19 protein-coding genes and 1 tRNA gene are annotated in these 19,951 nt (G+C 66.6%); 11 read left to right on the plus strand and 9 right to left on the minus strand.

Features of this window, described 5'->3' with window-relative positions:
- Window positions 1-8 precede the first annotated feature (8 nt).
- Window positions 9-1,523 carry a response regulator gene (locus KBI52_RS28290; protein WP_210812443.1) on the minus strand — a complete coding sequence of 505 codons (1,515 nt, stop codon included), beginning with the start codon at window positions 1,521-1,523 and terminating at the stop codon, window positions 9-11.
- Between the two features lie 134 nt (window positions 1,524-1,657).
- Here KBI52_RS28290 and KBI52_RS28295 point away from each other — a divergent pair, with 134 nt between their 5' ends.
- The 4 genes from KBI52_RS28295 (at window position 1,658) to KBI52_RS28310 (ending at window position 6,965) form a co-directional block, all read left to right on the plus strand.
- Window positions 1,658-3,913 carry a glycoside hydrolase family 3 N-terminal domain-containing protein gene (locus KBI52_RS28295; RefSeq protein WP_173948127.1) on the plus strand — a complete coding sequence of 752 codons (2,256 nt, stop codon included), beginning with the start codon at window positions 1,658-1,660 and terminating at the stop codon, window positions 3,911-3,913.
- Window positions 3,914-4,047: 134 nt separating this feature from the next.
- Window positions 4,048-4,788 (plus strand): YoaK family protein, encoded by a 741-nt coding sequence (locus tag KBI52_RS28300; RefSeq protein ID WP_315974854.1) that lies wholly within the window; start codon window positions 4,048-4,050, stop codon window positions 4,786-4,788.
- A 176-nt stretch (window positions 4,789-4,964) separates the two neighbouring features.
- Window positions 4,965-6,053, plus strand: a complete 1,089-nt coding sequence (locus KBI52_RS28305) for an AI-2E family transporter (RefSeq protein ID WP_210812444.1) — start codon at window positions 4,965-4,967, stop codon at window positions 6,051-6,053.
- 72 nt (window positions 6,054-6,125) lie between these two features.
- Entirely contained in the window at window positions 6,126-6,965 is an 840-nt protein-coding gene (locus tag KBI52_RS28310; RefSeq protein WP_210812445.1) for a DUF1206 domain-containing protein, read from the plus strand.
- Between the two features lie 24 nt (window positions 6,966-6,989).
- On the opposite strand, the gene KBI52_RS28315 is transcribed toward KBI52_RS28310, so the two are convergent.
- Window positions 6,990-7,066 (minus strand) — tRNA-Arg (locus tag KBI52_RS28315).
- 517 nt (window positions 7,067-7,583) lie between these two features.
- On the opposite strand from KBI52_RS28315, the gene KBI52_RS28320 reads away from it, so the two are divergent.
- The 5 genes from KBI52_RS28320 (at window position 7,584) to KBI52_RS28340 (ending at window position 10,641) form a co-directional block, all read left to right on the plus strand.
- Window positions 7,584-7,796 carry a sugar phosphorylase gene (locus KBI52_RS28320; protein ID WP_173948123.1) on the plus strand — a complete coding sequence of 71 codons (213 nt, stop codon included), beginning with the start codon at window positions 7,584-7,586 and terminating at the stop codon, window positions 7,794-7,796.
- 183 nt (window positions 7,797-7,979) lie between these two features.
- Window positions 7,980-8,126 (plus strand): hypothetical protein, encoded by a 147-nt coding sequence (locus KBI52_RS28325; RefSeq protein ID WP_210812446.1) that lies wholly within the window; start codon window positions 7,980-7,982, stop codon window positions 8,124-8,126.
- Window positions 8,123-8,338, plus strand: coding sequence for a hypothetical protein (locus KBI52_RS28330; RefSeq protein ID WP_173948086.1), 216 nt, complete (start codon window positions 8,123-8,125; stop codon window positions 8,336-8,338). The genes KBI52_RS28325 and KBI52_RS28330 overlap by 4 nt, the downstream gene beginning before the upstream one ends.
- A gap of 53 nt (window positions 8,339-8,391) precedes the next feature.
- Window positions 8,392-9,207, plus strand: a complete 816-nt coding sequence (locus KBI52_RS28335; RefSeq protein WP_173948121.1) for a thermonuclease family protein — start codon at window positions 8,392-8,394, stop codon at window positions 9,205-9,207.
- A 9-nt stretch (window positions 9,208-9,216) separates the two neighbouring features.
- Window positions 9,217-10,641 carry a M48 family metalloprotease gene (locus tag KBI52_RS28340; protein WP_173948120.1) on the plus strand — a complete coding sequence of 475 codons (1,425 nt, stop codon included), beginning with the start codon at window positions 9,217-9,219 and terminating at the stop codon, window positions 10,639-10,641.
- Between the two features lie 76 nt (window positions 10,642-10,717).
- Here KBI52_RS28340 and KBI52_RS28345 read toward each other — a convergent pair whose 3' ends face one another.
- The 6 genes from KBI52_RS28345 to KBI52_RS28370 form a co-directional block, all read right to left on the minus strand.
- Window positions 10,718-11,590: an RNA polymerase factor sigma-32 gene (locus KBI52_RS28345; protein WP_173948119.1), complete on the minus strand. Its 873-nt coding sequence runs from the start codon at window positions 11,588-11,590 to the stop codon at window positions 10,718-10,720.
- A 165-nt stretch (window positions 11,591-11,755) separates the two neighbouring features.
- Window positions 11,756-12,340 carry a CarD family transcriptional regulator gene (locus KBI52_RS28350; protein WP_173948118.1) on the minus strand — a complete coding sequence of 195 codons (585 nt, stop codon included), beginning with the start codon at window positions 12,338-12,340 and terminating at the stop codon, window positions 11,756-11,758.
- 467 nt (window positions 12,341-12,807) lie between these two features.
- Complete coding sequence (gene fdxA, locus KBI52_RS28355) at window positions 12,808-13,146, minus strand: ferredoxin FdxA (protein ID WP_173948117.1); 339 nt, start codon at window positions 13,144-13,146, stop codon at window positions 12,808-12,810.
- Window positions 13,147-13,196: 50 nt separating this feature from the next.
- On the minus strand, window positions 13,197-13,499 hold the full coding sequence (locus tag KBI52_RS28360) for an RNA-binding S4 domain-containing protein (RefSeq protein WP_173948161.1): 303 nt from the start codon (window positions 13,497-13,499) through the stop codon (window positions 13,197-13,199).
- 13 nt (window positions 13,500-13,512) lie between these two features.
- Window positions 13,513-16,701 (minus strand): helicase-related protein, encoded by a 3,189-nt coding sequence (locus KBI52_RS28365; RefSeq protein WP_210812447.1) that lies wholly within the window; start codon window positions 16,699-16,701, stop codon window positions 13,513-13,515.
- 242 nt (window positions 16,702-16,943) lie between these two features.
- A complete protein-coding gene (locus KBI52_RS28370; protein ID WP_210812448.1) occupies window positions 16,944-17,819 on the minus strand; it encodes a DUF3108 domain-containing protein in 876 nt (291 codons plus the stop codon).
- 235 nt (window positions 17,820-18,054) lie between these two features.
- Between KBI52_RS28370 and rpmB the strand changes: the two genes are divergently transcribed.
- Together rpmB and KBI52_RS28380 are read left to right on the plus strand one after the other, a co-directional pair.
- A complete protein-coding gene (gene rpmB / locus KBI52_RS28375) occupies window positions 18,055-18,345 on the plus strand; it encodes a 50S ribosomal protein L28 (protein ID WP_173948114.1) in 291 nt (96 codons plus the stop codon).
- Window positions 18,346-18,445: 100 nt separating this feature from the next.
- Window positions 18,446-19,078, plus strand: coding sequence for a queuosine precursor transporter (locus KBI52_RS28380; protein ID WP_173948113.1), 633 nt, complete (start codon window positions 18,446-18,448; stop codon window positions 19,076-19,078).
- A 94-nt stretch (window positions 19,079-19,172) separates the two neighbouring features.
- Here the strand turns inward: KBI52_RS28380 and KBI52_RS28385 are convergent, their stop codons facing one another.
- Window positions 19,173-19,922, minus strand: coding sequence for a peptidase (locus tag KBI52_RS28385; RefSeq protein ID WP_173948112.1), 750 nt, complete (start codon window positions 19,920-19,922; stop codon window positions 19,173-19,175).
- Window positions 19,923-19,951 lie beyond the last annotated feature (29 nt).

The raw sequence follows: 19,951 nt of genomic DNA on the forward strand, positions 1-19,951 counted from the left end.
GCGCTTGTTCAGCGAGCGCGCCGCGACGTGCGCGGGAACAGCGAAATCACCTTGTTGTCGCTGCGCGCATTGAGGTGCCGCTGGATCGCCACATGCAGGTCGCGGCTGACGACGGGCTTTTGCAGCAGCGGGAACTCGCTGTCCTCGCCCGCGATGCTGGGACTGCCGGTGATCAGCAGCACGGGCAGGTCTGGGAAAACCTGCCGCACCTCGCGCGCCAGTCCGACTCCGTTCATCGTTCCGTGCATGGCCACATCGGCGAGCACGAGAGCGGGCCTGCGCGTGTTCAGGGCCTTCACGGCCTGGGCCGCGTCTGTCGCGATGCTGGTGACGTAGCCGAATTCCTCCAAGGTCGATTGCAGCGCCAGCGCGACTTCGAGTTCGTCGTCCACCACCAGAACCTCCGTATGGCCCTGCACGCTCTCGTCCGGTGCATCGTCCTCGCGCAGAGGAGCCATGGGGAGCAGGGTCGCATCGGACCGGGGAATGTAGAGGATGATGGACGTCACAGGACCGTCCCGGCGGACTTCCGAGGTTCCGCCGAGCTCCTGCAGGAAGTGGAGGCTCTGACGAAGGGACAACCAGGATGAGAGGTCGAGATCCCGCAGGGCGAAGGCCTGCTCCGCGTCCGTCTCCACGGTATGGCGTCCCTCATCGGGGCCGGCGCTGTGGATGGTGAGCTGCACGAAGTCGCCCTCGCGGGTCAGATCGGGCAGCGCGCCTCTGTCGACCTGCACGTTCCGGGCCTCGATCGTGATGGCCCCCCCTTGAGGCAGGGCGTCGCGAACGTGGCCGCTCAGGGACACGATGGCCGTCTGGATGTCGTCGGGATCCGCCTCGATGGTCCAGAGGTCCTCCGCCAGGGACACGTGCAATTCGACCGTGTCGCGCAGCAGAGAGCGGCTCATCAGGTCGGCGACCGTACTCACCTGTTCGGCAATGTTCACGTATTGCCGCTTCCCCTCGCCCGGCTTGGCGAAGGCCGTCGATTGCGCGATGAGCTTGGCAGCCTGATCCGAGGCCACCAGCGCCGAGAGCAGCTTGCGCTGGAGGATCGGCTGGTCCTTCAGCTGGCGGGCTGCCGCATCGATATTGGCACTGATCACCATGAGCCGGTTGTTGAGGTCGTGCGCGATCCCGTCCCGCAGCCGATCGACCGCCTCGGCCTTCTGCATGCGGCGCAGCACATCGTCTTCGTCGGATGCCGGCGGCTCCTCGAACGCAGTGAATTCGGCAAAGGTGAGGGCTGGGTCCTCAGGCAGTTCGAAGGCCGCCGCGGTGACGTCCTCGAACACGGAGAATTCGTCGGATTCTCCATCCTCCCTGTCTCGCAGAGACTGCCTGATCTGGCGGCCGATCACCAGGGGGGATCCGGCGGCGAGCAGCAGAAACAGTCCTGCCGAAGCGGCGACGAGAGCCGAGTTCCGGAGATAGGCGGCCGCCGCCAAGGCTGCTCCCGACATGATCAGGGCGCCGGACAGGCTCAGCAGGGACAGCTTCAACGAGACGGGCAGCAGATGCATGAGGCTTTCTAAAATATGATTTGACCTGACGGCCCCCAGACGCCACTTGCACAACCAATCTTGTGCGGCACGACCGGGCGGCAAGCGAGGGCGGTCTCGCGATAAAGTGGTATTGTTCCATAAAGGAGATAATTGTGCGGCTTTCTGATGTCCCGGGCTTGACGCAACTGGCGCTTGCATTCGCCCTGACGGCTTCCTCTCCTGCCACAGCGGCCGCTCAGGAAACCGGAGACCAGGCGGTCGAGCGCCGCGTGAACGAGCTTCTCGGGCAGATGACCCTGGAGGAGAAGGTTGGGCAGCTAAACCTCGTCTCCCACGGCCCGCCGCTGCGCTGGGAGGACATTTCGGAAGGTAAGGCCGGGGCTCTCCTGAATTTCAACAGCGCCCAGGACGTCGCCCGGGCTCAGGGGCTGGCCCGCCAGAGCCGCCTCAAGATCCCGCCCCTGTTCGGCCTCGACGTCCTGCACGGCTTCCGCACCCAGTTTCCCCTGCCCCTGGGCGAGGCTGCGGCCTTCAGCCCGCGCGTCTCGCGTCTCGCGTCCGAATGGGCCGCCAAGGAGGCCGCCTATGTGGGCGTGAACTGGACCTTCGCACCCATGGCCGACCTGTCGCGCGACAGCCGCTGGGGCCGCATCGTCGAGGGCTTCGGCGAGGATCCCACCCTGGGCGCCGCCCTCACGGCGGCTCGCGTGGAAGGCTTCCGCAAGGGGGGCCTCGCGGCAGCGGCCAAGCATTTCGCCGGCTACGGGGCTCCTCAGGGCGGGCGCGATTACGACACGACCTATATCCCGCGAGCCGAGATGTACGACACCTACCTGCCGCCGTTCCGGGCCGCCGTGGAGGCCGGCACGGCGAGCTTCATGGCGGCCTTCAACGCCCTGAATGGCGAGCCTTCGACGGCCAATCCATGGTTGCTGACGGATGTGCTGCGTACCCAGTGGGGCTTCGACGGCTTCGTCACCTCGGATTGGGTCGGCATTGGAGAACTCATCAACCACGGCGTCGCGGCCGACGGCGCGGAGGCCGCCCGCAAGGCGATCCTCGCCGGGGTCGACATGGACATGATGGGCCAGCTCTACATCAGGCACCTGCCCGACGAGGTGCGCGCCGGCCGCGTGCCGGAGAGCGTGGTCGACGAATCCGTGCGGCGCGTGTTGCGCGCCAAGTTCCGCATGGGCCTGTTCGACCGTCCGGACATCGACCCGACCCGCGTGGATTCGACCTTCCCGACGCCGGAATCGCGCCAAATGGCCCGGGAGGTCGCGCGCGAAACCTTCGTGCTGCTGCAGAACCGGGACAACGTGCTGCCGGTGCCGTCGACCGCGCGTTCCATCGCCGTCATCGGGCCGCTCGCCGATGCGCCGCACGACCAGCTCGGGCCTCATGCCGCCCGCGGCCATAAGGAGGACAGCGTCTCGATCCTCGAGGGAATCCGCCGACGCGCCGAGAGTGCCGGGATTTCGGTGCGCCATGCCCCGGCCTGCGACCTGTTCTGCCGCAACACGGACGGACTGCCCGCCGCGCTCGATGCGGCCCGGCAGTCGGACTTCGTTATCGCGGTCTTCGGCGAACCGCAGGAACTGTCCGGCGAGGCCGCCTCCCGGGCCCATCTGGAGCTCAACGGCCGGCAGATCGAGGTGCTGGAGGAGCTCGCCAAGACCGGCAAGCCCGTTGCCCTCGTGATCATGGGCGGCCGGCCGCAGGTGCTGGGTCCGGCGGCCGAGCGCATCCCGTCGATTCTGATGGTCTGGTATCCGGGCACGGAAGCCGGTCCGGCGGTGGCCGATGTGCTGTTCGGCGACGTGAGCCCGAGCGGCAAGCTGCCGGTCACCTGGCCGCGCGCCACGGGACAGCTGCCCTTCTACTACAACCGGCTCCCCAGCAGCCGTCCCACCCTGCCCAACAACCGCTTCACCCTGAACTACATCGACGAGGCGATCACGCCGCTCTACCCCTTCGGCTGGGGCCTGAGCTACACGCAATTCGCCTATTCCGACGCAAAGCTGGCGAGCCGGCGGCTCGACGAGGGCCAAACCCTGGAAGTGTCCGTCAGCGTGAAGAACACCGGCGCGCGGGACGGCCAGGAGGTGGTGCAGCTCTATACCCGCGATCCGGTGGCGAGCCGCAGCCGTCCCCTGCGCGAGCTGAAGGCGTTCGAGAAGATCGCGCTGAAAGCCGGCGAGACGAAGCAGGTGACGCTGCGGGTGCCCGTCGAGTCCCTCGGCTTCCACCTCGACGACGGCACCTATCTCGTCGAGGCCGGGGCCATCCAGGTCTTCGTCGGCGGCTCTTCGCTGGCCGAGCCCGCGGGCGAGGCCGAGGTCCTCAAGACCGTCCGCATCCCGCCCATGGAGCGGCGCGCCTCGGCCTCGACGAGCGTCGCGCAATAAGCGCAACGACGGCCGGAGACCGGTCTCCGGCCGTCGTTGCGGCCTCTTGGATTCAGCAGGGGATCGGCGATAGGCTCATCTCCATGAGAGTCCAATCGACAAAGCCGGGGCATCGGGATTTCACGATCCGATCGGTGAGGACCATCGCGGCGTCCGAACGGACGGGCATGGCCGATACGCTCCTGGGCATGGCCCTCACCTTCGTGGCGGGGGCCGTCAACGCCGGCGGCCTTCTGGCGGTCGGCCAATACACCTCGCACATGTCGGGAATCGTCTCCGCGACGGCCGACAATATCGCCCTGGGCTCGCTGGGCCTCGCAGGGTTGGGCCTCGGGGCCTTTCTACCCTTCGTCTTCGGGGCGGCGTGTTCAGCCATGCTGATCAACTGGGGCAGGCGCCATCATCTGGGCAGCCGCTATGCCATGCCGCTGATGCTCGAGGCCTTCCTTCTTCTGGCCTTCGGCCTCCTGGGCTGGCTCACCCATCCGTCGCCGGGCTTCGCGGTCGTCGCGGTGCCTCTCCTCTGCTTCATGATGGGCCTCCAGAATGCCACGGTGACGAAGATCTCGGGCGCCCGCATGCGCACCACCCATGTGACCGGCATCGTGACCGATATCGGGATCGAGCTCGGCAAGCTGTTCTACTGGAACCGCAATGCGCACAATCCGGACCGGGTCCTGGCGGACCGGGGCAAGCTGCGCCTGCTTGTCCTGCTGTTCGCATCCTTCTTCGCCGGCGGCATCATCGGGGCCATCGGATTCAGCAGGATCGGGTTCCTGTTCGCGCTGCCCTTCGCCCTGCTCCTGCTTCTGCTTGCCGGACCGCCCCTCGCCGAGGATGCGGCCGCCCTGACCCGACGCGCGACAAAGCGCTGACCCGGCATTGGCCAGCGTGAGGCGGGTCCTAGAGCATCGGACCCAAAAGCGGGTCCACTTTTGGAATCTCATCCGATGCACCGCTCCTTGAAGAGCGCATCGTTCGGGGCGGACCCAAAGGGCCGCGTCAGCGAAAATCGGATCCACTTTTCCGCACGATGCACTAGATCCCCTCCATGCAAGAGAGAGCCGCCGGCACCCTTCCGACACCGCCTGACGCGCGCACGCGCCGGACGACCCGCTTCATCGGCGCGGCGCTTCTCCTCGCGCTGACGCTCTGGATGATCCAGTCCTATCTCGTCACGCTCGGCTGGGCGGTGATCATCGCCATCAGCGTTTGGCCGCTCTACCGGCGGATCCGCGCCCGCCTCGAGGGCTCCCGCATCGCCGCGCCACTGCTCGTGACGATCGGGCTTGCGGCCCTTCTCCTGGTCCCGGTTGCCCTTGTCCTCACCGAAATCGGCCGCGAAGGGCAGTTCGCGGTGCAATGGGTCACGAACATTCAGCAGAACGGTCTTCCCGTGCCTGAATGGGTTCACCGGGTGCCGCTGATCGGCGGCCATCTGGCCCCCTGGTGGCAGGCGCATCTGGCTCAGCCCCATGCCGCCGAGCAGTTCCTGAACGGCATCGACAACCGGACCTTGACCGGCTGGTCGAAGAGCCTGGGCGGTGCGCTGGCCTCGCATGTGCTCCATGCCTTCCTGACCTTCCTCACCCTGTTCATCCTGCTGCGCAACGGCGACGAGGCCGCCCGGCACGTCTTCAACGCCATCGACCGCTGGTTCGGACGGCCGGGCGAGCGTCTGGCCGAGACCATGGCGACGGCCGTGCGGGGGACGGTGAACGGAACGATCCTGGTGGCCGTGGGCGAAGGGATCCTGATCGGCATCGGCTTCATGGTGGCCGGCGTGCCGAATGCCATCCTGTTCGCCGTTCTCACCGCGGCTTTCGCGATGCTGCCGCTGGGCGCGTGGTTCGCCTTCGGGGCCGCAGCCATCGCGCTGGTGCTAGCGGGCGGGTCCGTCCTGGCGGCCGCCGGCGTGGTCGGTTGGGGCGCGGTCATCATGCTGATCGGCGACAATGTGGTTCAGCCGGCCCTGATCGGCGGAGCGGCGGAACTGCCCTTCCTCTGGACCCTTCTCGGCATCCTCGGCGGCCTGGAAACCTTCGGGCTGATCGGCCTTTTCCTCGGCCCGGTCCTGATGGCGGCGCTCCTGACGATCTGGCGCCAGCAGAGCAGGCCCGTTCCCGACCAGCCGCGATGAGCGATGTCGTGGCCGCAAGGAACATCCTCGCAGGCTTGACGGTTCATCTGTACCAGACCGGAGCCACCCACCATGCCCACGATCAGCCGTAACCCCGTCGAGACCCTGGCCCGTCTCGGCTATGGCGCGCGCGGCGTGGTCTACGGCCTCGTCGGGGGACTGGCCCTTCTCGCGGCCATGGGATCCGGCGGCCAGACGGGGGGCAGCCGCAGCGCGCTGCAATCCCTGCTCTCGCAGCCTTTCGGCAAGCTCTGGCTGACTTTGATCGCGCTCGGCCTGTTCGGCTTCTGCGCGTGGCGCGTCCTGGAGGCCCTGACCGATGCCGACCATCGCGGCTCCGACCTGAAGGGCTGGGGCGTGAGGGGGGCGCATCTGATCAGCGGCGTCATCTATGCCGGCCTGGCGATCTCGGCCCTGAAGCTTGCCCTCGGCCGTGCCTCGGGCGGCGGCGAGGATCAGGCCGCTCAGGACTGGACGGCCTGGCTCATGAGCCAGCCCTTCGGTCAGTGGCTCGTCGGCCTCGTCGGCCTGGCCATCGCCGGGACGGGTCTGGCCTTCGTGGCGAAGGCCTGGCGCGGCAATGTCACGGAGCGTCTGGCGCTGCCTGCCGACAAGCGGAACTGGATCGTCATCCTCGGCCGGATGGGCTTCGCGGCCCGCGGCGTGGTCTTTCTCATGATCGGCGGCTTTCTGATCCTCGCCGCCCTTCACGCTTCGTCCTCGGACGTCCACGGCCTCGGGGGCGCCCTCCAGGCCCTGCAGCAGCAGCCCTATGGCTGGGTGCTCCTGGCGCTCACGGCGCTGGGCCTCTTCGCCTTCGGCCTCTTCGGCCTCGTCCAGGCCCGCTACCGCCACATCGACGCGCCCGACCTCGACGACGCCAAGGCGGCCGTCGCCCGGGTAGGACGGTGAGTCGTAACAGGGGAGCTGAAATATTGGCGATCCCGGGAAGACTCGAACTTCCGACCTTCGGTTTAGGAAACCGCTGCTCTGTCCTGCTGAGCTACGGGACCGCGTGAGGACAGGGGATTTAGCACGGTCGGCAGGGTCATTCCAGAGGTTTGCCGTTCTTCGCCAGCGGAGAAAGCGTCATCGGTGACCCTGTGTCCCCGTTCGACTGGCCTCACGGCCATCGTGTCGCCGGTCACGGGCACGGCGGCCGGAGCGGCAATGCGGCCGGGTCGGCTACCGGGTCATGGGCTGGGCGGCACGAACCGGCAGCATGAGGCGTTCATAGGACGTGCCGGCCCTCGGGGTCTCGGACAGCCCTCCATCATGCCCTTGGCTCCAACCGCCCGACATGTTGGCCGGTCTCGATCAGTCGTTGCCAGGCGCCGGTTGCCAGGCCTAGGGATCGGTTTCATGGCTCACCTCCTGTTGCTGGCGACCGGCGCGCTCGATTCGACTCCCATCGCGCCGCCAGGAGGAGGTGGGTCGCCCGACGGAATGCCGCCGGAATCCGGACGATTCGCACCGCGAAGGAACCCGCCACGTCCCGGCCGGTTTGTTGAGGGCAACCGGAGGCATATCATGGCGCAGACGCTTCGAGACTTCCTGAAACAGGTCGAGAACCTTCCTCCCGATACCCTGCTCTGCGTGGCCGAGGTGGACGAGGCGTTTGCCGCTCACGTCGAGGAGATCGAGATCGTCGAGGACGCGAGGACGCAGAACCGGAAGGTGGAAGGCACCGAGGCAGTCGAGCTGGGTAACGGCCATCAGAGGGTCGTGGTGATCCGCTGGTAGTTCCGGGAAATCCGTACTCGACCGTGAGAAACCCGCAGATCTTGGCCGCAACAATTCGTGCCCTTTGCCATTGATGTCCCGGGAAAACGGTTCCTGCCGGCCTGCGGCCCGCTCCTGAGAAGTGGGAGGTCCCGCGCCCGGCCGTTGCCCCGTCCCGGCACGACAACCAGTCAGGATTTCATCATGACGAAAAACATCCCAGGCTCGCGCACGAATCCCGAGGGCATTCCCCAGGAAGGCCATGGCGGCTTGAACGGGCGCGGAACGCAGCACCAGCAGGGCAAGGACGGCAACGGCGCCCAGAAGCGGCAGCAAGAGAAGAAATCATGAGCAGCACCGGCAATCGCAGCAACCCGAACGAGACCCGCATCGGGGGCCGTCCGGAGACCAACGAGGCTCGCGGCGATGCGGGCGCCAAGCCCGATATCGGCCGACAGGGCGGCGCGACGCATCAGGAAAGCCGCGACCACAACAAGCACAACAAGGCCGGGCAGAGCGGTCACGCACCGCAAAAGCACAGCCCGGCGCAGGAAAAGCACTGAGCGGCCCGTTTCAAGCGTAGCCGTTCTCTGCCGAACGGGTATGATCCCGTCTGATGACGGGATCGACCCTGAAAGCTTTCTGGGGCGCAGGCCTCGGGATCGTCCTGACGATCCCGGCCGGCTGGGCGCAGCCCCTTTCGCCGGCACGACAGAAGCCGGGCTGCGTGGCCGAAGCGCGACCCGATCGGCTGCAGGCCCTCTCCCCAGAGGGCGACCTCGTTCTGGCCTCGGGCTTCCTGGCCCGGCTTGCCGGCATCCGGCTTCCCGACGAGGCGCCGCACCGCGCGATGGCCGTGGCCTGGCTGCAGGACCGGGCGGAGCAGCCCGTTCTCATCCAGGCCGCCGCCGGCCCGGATCGCTGGGGGCGAATTCCCGCCCGCATCCGGTCTTCCGGTCAGACCCCTCCGGTCGATTGGAGCCATGTCCTCGTGGAGGCCGGGCTCGCGATGGTGGATGCGGGCCTGGACGATCCCTTCTGCCAGCCCGAACTGCTCGCTTTCGAGGCCACCGCCCGCGAACGACGCCTTGGTCTTTGGGCCGATGACCGCTATAAGCCCGTGGACGTCAATGAGTCCGAGCGCCTGCGGGACCGAATCGGGAGCTTCGTGCTGGTCGAGGGTCGCGTCAGGAGCATCGGGGAGCGCAAGCAACGCACCTACTTGAATTTCGGGGGGCACTGGGCAGAAGACTTCACGATCATCATTCCGAGGAAGACCTGGAAGCAGATGTCGGATCGCGGCATGGGCGCCGAGGCGCTCAAGAATCGGCAGATCCGGGCCCGAGGCATTTTGCAGTCTTGGCAAGGGGCGGCCTTCTCCATTGTCATACCGGATATGATCGAGCGTCTCGAAGACGGTCGCCTGCCATGATGAACGAGCATGAGCATCACACGTCCGACAGGTAGCTTCAGAGGTCTCGCGACCATCATGCTCGGCGCCATGCTTGCAGGCTGCACCGGCTTCGGCGGGGACGTTTCGCTGCCCGCCAACGCACCCCGGGTGATCGGCCCGGACAGGGACCGGGACCATATCAGGCTCGTGAGGGCGTTCGGGGGCGAAGGACGGGCGCCCCAGCTCCAGCAGATGCTCACTGACGTGACGAACCGGCTCGTCATGGCCACCGACAGGCCCGATGAGGCCTTCCAGGTGACGATCCTGAACTCGCCCGTGGTCAATGCCTTCGCCCTGCCCAACGGGCGCCTCTACGTGACCCGCGGGCTTCTGGCGCTCGCCAACGACACGTCCGAGGTGGCGGCCGTGCTGTCCCATGAGATCGCCCACGTGACCCTACGCCACGCGTCCCAGCGGAGCGAACTGCAGGCCCGCTCCGAGTTGATCGAGCGCGTGGCCGAGAACGTGCTGAACGACGCCGAGGAGGCCGCCGTGGCGCAGAGCCAGGCCCGTTCGACCCTGGCAAGCTTCTCCCGCGCCCAGGAGCTCGAGGCGGACCAGACCGGCGTTAAGGTGCTGGCCCGGGCCGGATTCGATCCCTACGGAGCCTCTCGCTTCCTGACCGCCCTGGGACGCTCGGGCACGAGTTCCGACAGTTCGACCGCGGAGCGGAACGCCTCGCACCCGCGCACGGACGACCGGGTGGCCCGGTCGCTTCAGGCGGCGCGGCGCACGGGCATGCAGGGCACCGGCGAGACCGGACGCCTCGCCTATCTGGGGGCCCTCGATGGGCTCGCCTATGGGGACGACCCGGCCGACGGCGTCGTGAAGGGCCGCCGCTTCATCCATTCGCGGCTCGGCGTCGCCTTCGAGGCGCCGGAGGGCTTCACCCTGGAGAACACCTCCCAGGCCGTGCTAGGCGCCTCGGGCGACAGCGAGCGCCGTCTCCTGTTCGATGCGGCCGACACGCCGGAGGGGCAGAGCCTCGAGGATGTGCTGCGCTCCACCTGGACGGACACGCTCGAACCCGGCACCCTGACCACCGGGATGGTGAACGGCCTGCCGGTGGTCACCGCCCTGTCGAACGGCAAGGAATGGACCTTCCGCCTCTCGGCCATCCGGATCGGCAGCACCACCTACCGGCTCATCATGGCGACCCGCGGCAACAGGGGAGACCTGGAGGCCATCTTCCAGCAGACCCTGAACAGCGTCCGGCAGGTGCAGCCTGACGAGGCTCGCCGGATCAGGCCGCTGAAGCTCCAGATCATCACGGCCCAGCGCGGCGACACGGCCCAGTCCCTGGCCGCCCGGATGCCGGTCGACCGGGCGCTCGAGAAATTCCAGCTCCTCAACGGGCTCGACAGGAACGACGCCCTGAAGGTGGGCGAGCGCTACAAGGTCGTCGTGGAGTAGACTTTCCGGATCTTGAAAGGAAAGCGGCGAGGCGGTGACCACCTCGCCGCGTGCATTGTGTGCGAACCCGGAGCCGTCAGACGAAGGCGCCGGAGGCCTGGGGGTACTTTTCCACCAGGGCGCGCTTGAGCTTTTCCAGAGCCCGGTTCTCGATCTGACGGACTCGCTCCTTGGAGATCCCGAGCCTGTCGCCCAGAAATTCCAGGGTTACCTGCTCATCGTCGAGACGGCGGGCCCGCAGGATCCGCAATTCGCGCTCGTTGAGAACCTCGAGCGCCTGCTGCAGCCAGCGCACGCGGCGCTCGGTGTCGATCACGTCGCTGACGCTCTCGTCCGGCAGCGGGCTGTTGTCGACGAGGAACTCGACGCGCTCGGCGGAGTTGCCCGGATCCGCGTCCAGGACCGGCGCATTGAGGGACGTGTCGGGTGCGGACAGGCGGGCATCCATGAGAGCGACGTCCGCTTTGGAAACGCCGATCGCCTCGGCGATCTTCGCGTGCACGTCGGACGAGATGCGCTCCTCGCCGCCACGGGTCAGGCGGGCACGCAGGCGGCGCAGATTGAAGAAAAGTGCCTTCTGGGCGGAACTCGTTCCGCCGCGAACGATTGACCAATTGCGAAGGATGTAATCTTGCACGGAGGCACGGATCCACCAAGTCGCATAGGTCGAGAAGCGGACTTCCCGTTCGGGCTCGAACCGGGCGGCGGCTTCGAGAAGACCCACATGGCCTTCCTGAACGAGATCGGCCATGGGCAGGCCATAGTGCCGGAAACGGGCTGCCAGCGCGATGACGAGGCGCATATGGGCAGCAGTCAGTTGATGAAGTGCTGCTTCATCGCGGTTCTCTTTCCAGCGCACGGCAAGAAGATGCTCCTCTTCCCTTTCGAGAAAAGGTGCATTCATGGCTGCGCGGACGAACCGGCGGCGAACCCCTGAGATTTCTCCCATTGTGTGCTCTCCCTTGGCAGAGACACAACGAGCGAGGCCGCGAAAAGTTCACTTCCAACAGCCAAGTTTTGCGAAATAGATTCCTGCTGATGAAAAACAAGGCATCCGGACACAAAAAAGCCCGGCAAAGGCCGGGCTTTTTCGAACACTAGGGGGAGCCTCCGATCAGGCGGCTTCTTCCTGAAGATCGTCACCCTCGCCCTCGCCGTCGGCCTCGGCGCCCTTGGCACGGCGCGGCGACTTGGCAAGGCTCTGCTCGATCAGCTTGAGGGCTTCCGTGTCGGTGATCTTGTTCACGGCGGCGATTTCGCGCACGACACGATCCAGAGCGGATTCATAGAGCTGGCGCTCGCTGTAGGACTGCTCGGGCTGGGCCTCGGAGCGGTAGAGATCGCGCACGACCTCGGTCACGGCGATCAGATCGCCGGAATTGATCTTGGCCTCGTATTCCTGAGCGCGACGCGACCACATGGTGCGCTTCACGCGGGCACGACCCGTCAGAACGTCCAGGGCCTTTTGGACCAGGGCCGGCTCGGCAAGCTTGCGCATGCCGACACTGGAGGCTTTACCGGTCGGAACCCGAAGGACCATCTTGTCCTTGTCGAAGGAGACCACGTACAGCTCCAGTTTGAAACCAGCGATCTCCTGCTCTTCGATGGCCGTGATGCGGCCGACACCGTGAGCGGGATAGACGATCGCTTCACCGGACTTGAACCCAAGGCGCGGGGCGGACTTCTTGGCGGTTGTCATGCGAGAGAGGCCTCCTTGCATGGTCCTCGCTTGGCAGCGAGGAAGCTTTGGTTCCACCGGGCAGGGTCCCAGGGGAACGAGGATAGGATTCGAGTGTCGCGGAACTTGACTATTCCGCTCGTCTCCCTGATGTAAGCCAGCGGCTACAAACGCTCATACCCTTGACCAAGGCAGCAACGCTCCCTTAAGTCAAAGGACGCGAATCTTTGCTTCATTATGTGAACCGCCGGTCTGCGGAGACGGTGCACGGCTTGAGCGCAAGCGACGGCATTTGCGGACCCTATCACAGTCCGGCCGAAAAAGCAAAAATATTCCAACAGATAGCGTAAAGAGCGCCCGTTTCGGGCCGCGCCGGAACACTGACGCAGCGTCCGGCAAAGCGGTTCCGGTTTCCCGCTTCGAACGATTCGTTCTCAGAAAAGAGCGGCCGGGGCCCTCCCGAGGCCCCGCTAATCCGGGTCGAGCCCCTAGTCGCCGTCACCCGGATTGGCCGAGAAATACGTCTCGAACTTGCCCGCCACCCCGTCGAATTCCTTCGCGTCGCCGGGCGGATCCTTCTTGATGGTGATGTTGGGCCAGTTCTTGGCCATGTCGGCGTTGAGCTTCAGCCATTGCTCGAGGCCGGGCTCCGCATCCGGCTTGATGGCCTCAGCCGGGCATTCCGGCTCGCAGACGCCGCAGTCGATGCACTCGTCGGGGTGGATGACGAGCATGTTCTCGCCCTCGTAGAAGCAATCGACCGGACAAACCTCGACGCAGTCCATGTATTTGCACTTGATGCAATTTTCAGTGACGACGTAGGTCATGAACGGTCCTTCGAAGGTCTTCTGGAAGATGAGAACAACGCGCCGCCGCTCTAGCGGTTGTCGGGGTTGCTGACAAGCGCTGCGTTGTCCTGGTTGAGATCTATGTAGAGCTGCCTTGCTTCCGTTGCAGGACCCCGGCGGTCGCCCAGGCTCTCGACCCGGACCACGACGGTGGTCCGGGGCAGCGCAACGGTTACCACGTCACCGACGGCCACCGCCTTGGCGGCATTGTCCGTGCGCTGGCCGTTGAGCCGGACGAAGCCGCTCGTCACCAGCTTGGCGGCAAGCGTCCGGGTCTTCGCGAAGCGCGCGAACCACAGCCACTTGTCGAGCCGCTGCCGGTCCTCACGCATGCGCGTCATGCCCTCACTTCTTGCTGTCCTCGAGCTGAGCCTTGAGGGCCATCAGCTTGGCGAAGGGCGAGTTCGGGTCCGGCTGCTTCTCGCGGCGCTCGTGACCGCCTTCGCGGCGGTTGTCGGGGCGCTTGTCGGGACGCGGCCCGCGGCGCTCCTCCCCGCGGCCCGGGCCGCGCGGCGGACGGTTCTGCGGCCGGCCGCCCTCCCCTTGCGCCTCGCGGCGTTCGGGACGGGGACGGCGCTCGCCGGCCTGGTCGCCCTGGGCATCGCCATGGCGTGGACGCCGGTCGCCGCGATCCTGACGGTCGCCGCGCTCGTGCCGTCCGCCGCGGGCGTCGCGGCCGTGACGGGCGTGGCCGCCCTCGTGGTGGCGCCGGCCTTGGCGCCAGACCTCGATCATCTCGGGTTCGGCGGGGGTCTCAGCCGGAACTTCGGAAGAGACCTCGGCAGAGACCTCGGCGGGGATTTCGGCAGACGCAGCCTCGTCGGGCGCCAGAGCCTGACCCTCGGGCGAGGCCATGGCCTCGGCGGCGCTCGTCGCTAGTTCCTGCGCCGAGACGCTCGCGTCGGGTTCTGCTACGGCGACAGCGCCGATCTCCTCCGTTCCGACGGCTGCTTCGGACGCCTCGGCGGGCGCCTCTTCGGCGGGCGTCTGCTCGGCCGGAGCGGCAGTCTCGCTCGTGGCAGGTGCCTGCGGCTCGACGGCCTTCGGGGCCTCGACCAACGGCACCGTGATGGCCGGGCCGGGACGACGCTCCATCACATAGCCGAGGGACTTGAGGATCGTGGCGAAGTCCTCGCCCGCGCAGCCCACGAGCGACGTCATGGACACGGTCGGGACGAAGCTTTCCCCATCGGCGGTGCCGGCCGGCGGCTCGCCGGGCGTGATCCCGGGCCGATAGGCCATGGCCGGACGGATCAGGTCGGCCAGGCGCTCCAGGATGTCGACGCGCACGGCGCGGCCGCCCAGCACGCGGAAGCCTGCGGCCCGGTAGAGGCCGTGGGCGATCTCGGCGTCGACCGGGATCGAGGTGCGGCCGGACTGGGCGAGATGGGCGATCTCGTCGATGCCCTTCTGCTCGAGGCCGCCGTTCTGCAGCGCCCAGAGCTGGGTCGCCAGGACGCGGGGCGCAGGCTTCAGAAGGGCCGGCAGGTAGAGATGATAGGCACCGAACCGGACCCCCGCTTTGCGCAGGGCGCCGCGGGCGTCCTGGTCGAGGCTGCGCACGTCGTTGAGAACCTTCGCGCGCTCGAGCACGCCCAGGGCCTCGCCGATCTGGAACCCGATGCCGCGGGCCAGGCCCGTGAGCTCCGTGCTGTCCTCGAGCTGCTGCAGCGGCCCGAGCAGGCGGACCACATAGGCCTTCAGCCATGCGCGCAGGCGGGTGTCGACCTTGTCCCGGGCCGGACCCGTGAGGTGCTCGTCCGAGAGGATACGCACCCTGGGCTCGAACAGCTTGTCGCCGGCCTCCAGCTTGGCCACCGGGTCGCCCATCCACCGGATGGTACCGTCGTTCGACAGCACGAGCATGGCGTCCGGCGTCTCGGCGAACCGGTCCGCCCGTGCCTCAATCTCGCCGGCCAGGGCCTTGCTGGCTGCGTTGCGCAGGGTCTTGGCCTCCGTCGTGTCAGCCTGGGGATCGGGCACGAAATGGAAGCCGTGCAGGTGACCGATGTGCTGACCCTCGACATTGACGTCGCCGGTGGTCGTGATTTCCGCTTCGAGCATCGTTTTCTCTCTCAAGCGCCGCATGAGAACGCTCGTCCTCCGGTCGATGAACCTTTGGGCGAGGCGTTCATGGAGCGCATCCGATAGCTTGTCCTCTACCTGACGCGCAACATCCTGCCAATGCTCTGGATCCTTCAACCAGTCGGGACGGTTAGCGACGAAGGACCAGGTCCTGACCTGGGCGATGCGGTTGGAGAGGGTGTCGATATCCCCATCGGTCCGGTCCATGGCGGACAGATGGCGGGCAAACCAGTCGGCCGGGATGGCCCCGTCCTTCATGAGGAAACGATAGAGCTGGCCGACGAGATCCGCATGGGTCTGCGGAGAAACCTTCCGGTAATCCGGCACCTGGCAGATCTGCCAAAGACGCTCCACGGCATGTTGGGAGCGGGACATGGCCTTGATGTCGTCTTCCCGCGACAGGACCTCGAGGGCCGTCGCGTCCTCGCCCGTGGGCGCCCGCACAAGGCCGTGCTCCCGCGGCTGCACCCCGAGCGAATCGCGCAGACGGACGAGGGACGAGAAATCCAGGTCGGGGTTGCGCCATTGCAGGATGCGGATCGGATCGAAGGTGTGGTTTTCGAGCGCCTCGACGGTTTCGGCATCGAAGGGCGGGCAGCGGCCCGTGGACCCGAAGGTTCCGTCGCGCATGTAGCGGCCGGCTCGGCCGGCGATCTGGGCGAGTTCGGGGTTGTTAAGCTTGCGGAACTGGAACCCGTCGAACTTCTTGTCGGACGCGAACGCCACATGGTCCACGTCGAGATTGAGCCCCATGCCGATGGCATCGGTGGCGATCAGGTAGTCCACGTCCCCGTTCTGGTAGAGTTCGACCTGGGCGTTGCGCGTCCGGGGCGAGAGCGCCCCCAGCACCACGGCCGCGCCCCCGCTCTGGCGGCGGATCAGCTCGGCGATGCCGTAGACCTCCTCGGCCGAGAAGGCCACGATGGCCGAGCGGCGGGGCAGGCGCGAGACCTTCTTCTCGCCCGCGAAGGAGAGCTTCGACAGGCGCGGCCGCGTAACCACGTGGACGCCCGGGATCAGAGCCTCGATGAGCGGCCGCATGGTGGCCGAGCCGATGAGAAGCGTCTCCTCGCGCCCGCGCTGGTTGAGGAGCCGGTCCGTGAAGACGTGCCCCCGGTCGAGATCGCTGGCGAGCTGGATCTCGTCCACGGCCACGAAGGCTAAGTCGAGATCCCGCGGCATGGCCTCGACGGTGGAGATCCAGTAGCGCGGCCGGTCCGGCTTGATCTTCTCCTCGCCCGTGATCAGCGCCACGTTGTGGTGGCCCGCCTTCTCCACCACGCGGTTATAGACCTCCCGGGCGAGCAGACGCAGGGGCAGGCCGATCATGCCGCTGTCGTGACCGAGCATCCGCTCGATGGCCAGGTGGGTCTTGCCGGTGTTGGTGGGGCCGAGCACGGCGGTCACGCCGCGCGAGCGCGCCTGCGGGGGAAGGGAACGACGGGCCATGCCTTGATGACGGGTAATCGGAAAGGTCCCGGAGTGAGAGCCGAGAGGCTTTAGGACCGGAGACCGGCGCCGGGAGCCTTCTCTACAAAGCAGCCTCGGTCCCAAGCGGCGGGCTGCGGTTAACCCCTTATATGGGGCAAGAGGCTGCTTTCGCTACCCGGACCGGCGCGAATGTCCAGGGGATTTTCAGGAAATGTCCATGGGATTTTCAGGACTTGAGCAGGATCTGGATCTGCCCCGGCTTACGGCACGGCCTCGGCCTTGACGGTCTCCCCGGATGTCTCGGCCTTTCGGTCGGGCGCGGAAGATTTGCCGTCGTCCAGCGACCAGAGAGAGGCCTGCAGTTCGCCCATGCCGATCATGGTGCGGACCGAGATCTTGAGCGGAAAGAGCAGGCGCGGCCCCTCGACGGGCGCCAGCCAAACGGACATGTCCTTGTTTTCCTGCATGAATTTCGTGGCCGGCCGTTCGCTCCGGTGACCGGAAATCGGCACATAGCGGGCATTGCAGACGAGGACGGGCCCGGAATAGCCCGCCATCTCGACCGTCTTCGTTTCCGCATAGGACAGGACCACGTTCATCCGGGAAGCCCCATCGAAGACCGGGAGGGTCCGGTCGCAATTGGCCGGGTCGGTGAGGCTCTTGGAGGCCACGGCCGGCATGAGCAGCGCGCTCATGGGGTCGACCACGTCGCGCTTGTCGGCCGCCTTGACCGGGACCCGGTCGGGCTTGGGCTCGAGGGGCGGATCGATCTCGACCTTGGCCACCCGGCCGCTCTTCAGCCCCATGCGGACGCTGCGCTGATTGTCGGAGGTCCTGGAGATCACCGCGAAGCTGGTCGAGCGGGGCGGCGCGTCTCCGGCCAGGGTGCCGGACGCATTGGCCTCGCCCTTGCCGCCGGTCAGGATCATGGCGAGCCCCGTCAGCTTCGCCCGCCCTTCCATCGCGTATTTCGCCCCGTTGAAGGACGAGGACAGGTCGGCCTTGCCCAAGGGAAGGCCCGCCAGGGTGATGTCATAGCTCACCTTCAGGGTCTGACCCTGCGGGCTCTGGGCTTGCGCGAGCGAGGCCGATCCGGCCAAGGTCAGGGTCACGAGAGCTGAGGCGATGAGGCGCATAAGGCTTTTCCGACAGTCTATTCCGTTGCATCGCACGAGATACGGAATAGATAATGACCATGGTGCTCTAAAAAAACGAGATGCGGCGTCGCACTATTCTTGACGTCCGCCCCGTTTTTGGCCTATAGGCTCGCACCTTCCAAGGACTTCTGGTGTCCGGCCGCGTGGGATCTGCGATCAGGCAAACCCGCGAATTCAGGGTCGCGACCCTTCATAGACGAATAGGATTGAACCCATGTCGCGCCGTTGCGAACTGACCGGCAAGGCCGTGCTGAGTGGCCACCTGGTGAGCCACTCGAACCGCAAGACGAAGCGGAAGTTCCTGCCGAACCTCTGCAACGTCACGCTCCAGTCTGACACCCTGCAGCGCTCCGTGCGCCTGCGCGTCTCCGCCAATGCGCTCCGCTCGGTCGAGCACCGCGGCGGCCTCGACGCCTTCCTGGCCAAGGCCAAGGCTGACGAGCTCTCCACCACCGCCCTGGCGGTGAAGCGCGAGATCGAGAAGAAGCTCGCCGCCGCGAGCTAATCTTTCGGTCCGCCGATCAGATCTGCGTTGCGGGCGGCCTTGAGGCCGCCCGTTTTGCATTGCTTCAATGGCTTAGCTGCCGTCCCGGGAAGATCCTGCCATGACCAAGCTCGACCGCCGCGACTTCCTCATCGCCCTGACGGCGATGACCCTGATCGTTCTCTCGTCGAACATCCTGGTCCAGTATCCCTTCCAGCATCTGGGCCTGGGCGATTACCTGACCTGGGGCGCCTTCAGCTACCCGTTCTCGTTCTTGGTCACCGACCTGTCGAACCGGCGCTTCGGCCCCAAGGGCGCCCGCCGGGTGGTCTATGCCGGGTTCGTCCTGGCCGTGCTGCTCTCGGTCGTTCTCGCGTCGCCGCGCATCGCCATCGCGTCGGGGGCGGCCTTCCTGGTGGCCCAGCTTCTCGACATCCAGATCTTCTTCCGCCTGCGCGGCCATGCCTGGTGGATGCCGCCCTTCGTATCCTCGGTGATCTCGTCGGGCCTCGACACGGCGATCTTCTTCTCGTTCGCCTTCTATTGCGGCGTGGTGCCCGGCCTCGGCCTCACCATCAGCGACGCGCTCGGCCAGGTTGGCATCGCGGATCAATGCATCGCCCTGCCCTGGGCAAATCTGGCCGTGGCCGACTATCTGGTGAAGCTCTCGCTCGCTGCAATCGCGATCGCCCCCTACGGAGCGGTCCTGCGGCTCATGCGCTCCGAGGCGAAGCACCACCATCAGACGGCCTGAGACATCACCGGGCCTGGAGGAGCCGAGCCCTCGTCGCGGAAGCGACCTTCCGCCCTCGGACAGCCGGGCCGGCGGCCCCGGCGATGACCTGCGATCAGAGGACCTCTTCCGCATAGGGCGGATGCGGGATGGCCTGATGGGCCGCGCGCAAGGCGGCCGACCAGCGCTCGCGCAGATCCCGGAAATAGGGCTCGTCCTCCTGGATCCGGTAGGTGATCTGGGTTTTCAGGGCATCGCGCTTGGCCACCACGATGTCGATCGGCAGGCCGACGCCGAGATTCGACTTCAGGGTCGAATCCATCGAGATGAGGCCGAGCTTCAAGGCCTCCACGAGGCTGGTGCCGTGGGAGATCGCGCGGTCCAGGATCGGCTTGCCGTATTTGGGCTCGCCGATCTGCAGGAAGGGCGTGTCGATGGTCGCCTCGATGGCGTTGCCGGCGGAATAGATCTGGTAGAGCCGCATGGGCGCGGCGCCGATCTGCCCGCCGAGCAGCATGGTGACGTCGAAGGTCATCTGGCGCTTCTCGATCTCGACCCCGTCGACCTCGTAGACCTGGCGGATGGCGCGGCCGACGAGCTGGGCGGCCTTGAACATGCTGGGCACCGTCAGAAGCGTCTCGACGGCGCCGGTTTCGGGATTTTCGAGTCCGTCGCTCAACAGGGACAGGACCGACTGGCTCGCCGACAGATTGCCGGCCGTCGCCAGGGTGATGATGCGCTCGCCGGGCCTCTCGAACAGGTGCAGCTTGCGGAAGGTCGCGATGTTGTCGACGCCCGCATTCGTGCGCGTATCGGCGATCACGACGAGACCATCCCGCACCAGGATGCCGACACAGTACGTCATGGGGGTTCCTCCAGGGGCCTTCTGGTCGA

Source organism: Microvirga sp. HBU67558, from assembly GCF_018069605.1.
Classification (GTDB): Bacteria; Pseudomonadota; Alphaproteobacteria; order Rhizobiales; family Beijerinckiaceae; genus Microvirga; species Microvirga terrae.

Excerpts from the sequence above, each read along its gene's own strand:
- fdxA (WP_173948117.1), bottom strand. The coding sequence starts at position 13,146 with ATGACCTACGTCGTCACTGAAAATTGCATCAAGTGCAAATACATGGAC.
- KBI52_RS28325 (WP_210812446.1), top strand. The coding sequence starts at position 7,980 with ATGACGAAAAACATCCCAGGCTCGCGCACGAATCCCGAGGGCATTCCC.
- KBI52_RS28320 (WP_173948123.1), top strand. The coding sequence starts at position 7,584 with ATGGCGCAGACGCTTCGAGACTTCCTGAAACAGGTCGAGAACCTTCCT.
- KBI52_RS28305 (WP_210812444.1), top strand. The coding sequence starts at position 4,965 with ATGCAAGAGAGAGCCGCCGGCACCCTTCCGACACCGCCTGACGCGCGC.
- KBI52_RS28335 (WP_173948121.1), top strand. The coding sequence starts at position 8,392 with ATGACGGGATCGACCCTGAAAGCTTTCTGGGGCGCAGGCCTCGGGATC.
- KBI52_RS28340 (WP_173948120.1), top strand. The coding sequence starts at position 9,217 with ATGAGCATCACACGTCCGACAGGTAGCTTCAGAGGTCTCGCGACCATC.
- KBI52_RS28360 (WP_173948161.1), bottom strand. The coding sequence starts at position 13,499 with ATGCGTGAGGACCGGCAGCGGCTCGACAAGTGGCTGTGGTTCGCGCGC.
- KBI52_RS28370 (WP_210812448.1), bottom strand. The coding sequence starts at position 17,819 with ATGCGCCTCATCGCCTCAGCTCTCGTGACCCTGACCTTGGCCGGATCG.
- KBI52_RS28330 (WP_173948086.1), top strand. The coding sequence starts at position 8,123 with ATGAGCAGCACCGGCAATCGCAGCAACCCGAACGAGACCCGCATCGGG.
- KBI52_RS28350 (WP_173948118.1), bottom strand. The coding sequence starts at position 12,340 with ATGACAACCGCCAAGAAGTCCGCCCCGCGCCTTGGGTTCAAGTCCGGT.
- rpmB (WP_173948114.1), top strand. The coding sequence starts at position 18,055 with ATGTCGCGCCGTTGCGAACTGACCGGCAAGGCCGTGCTGAGTGGCCAC.
- KBI52_RS28365 (WP_210812447.1), bottom strand. The coding sequence starts at position 16,701 with ATGGCCCGTCGTTCCCTTCCCCCGCAGGCGCGCTCGCGCGGCGTGACC.
- KBI52_RS28380 (WP_173948113.1), top strand. The coding sequence starts at position 18,446 with ATGACCAAGCTCGACCGCCGCGACTTCCTCATCGCCCTGACGGCGATG.
- KBI52_RS28345 (WP_173948119.1), bottom strand. The coding sequence starts at position 11,590 with ATGGGAGAAATCTCAGGGGTTCGCCGCCGGTTCGTCCGCGCAGCCATG.
- KBI52_RS28310 (WP_210812445.1), top strand. The coding sequence starts at position 6,126 with ATGCCCACGATCAGCCGTAACCCCGTCGAGACCCTGGCCCGTCTCGGC.
- KBI52_RS28290 (WP_210812443.1), bottom strand. The coding sequence starts at position 1,523 with ATGCATCTGCTGCCCGTCTCGTTGAAGCTGTCCCTGCTGAGCCTGTCC.
- KBI52_RS28385 (WP_173948112.1), bottom strand. The coding sequence starts at position 19,922 with ATGACGTACTGTGTCGGCATCCTGGTGCGGGATGGTCTCGTCGTGATC.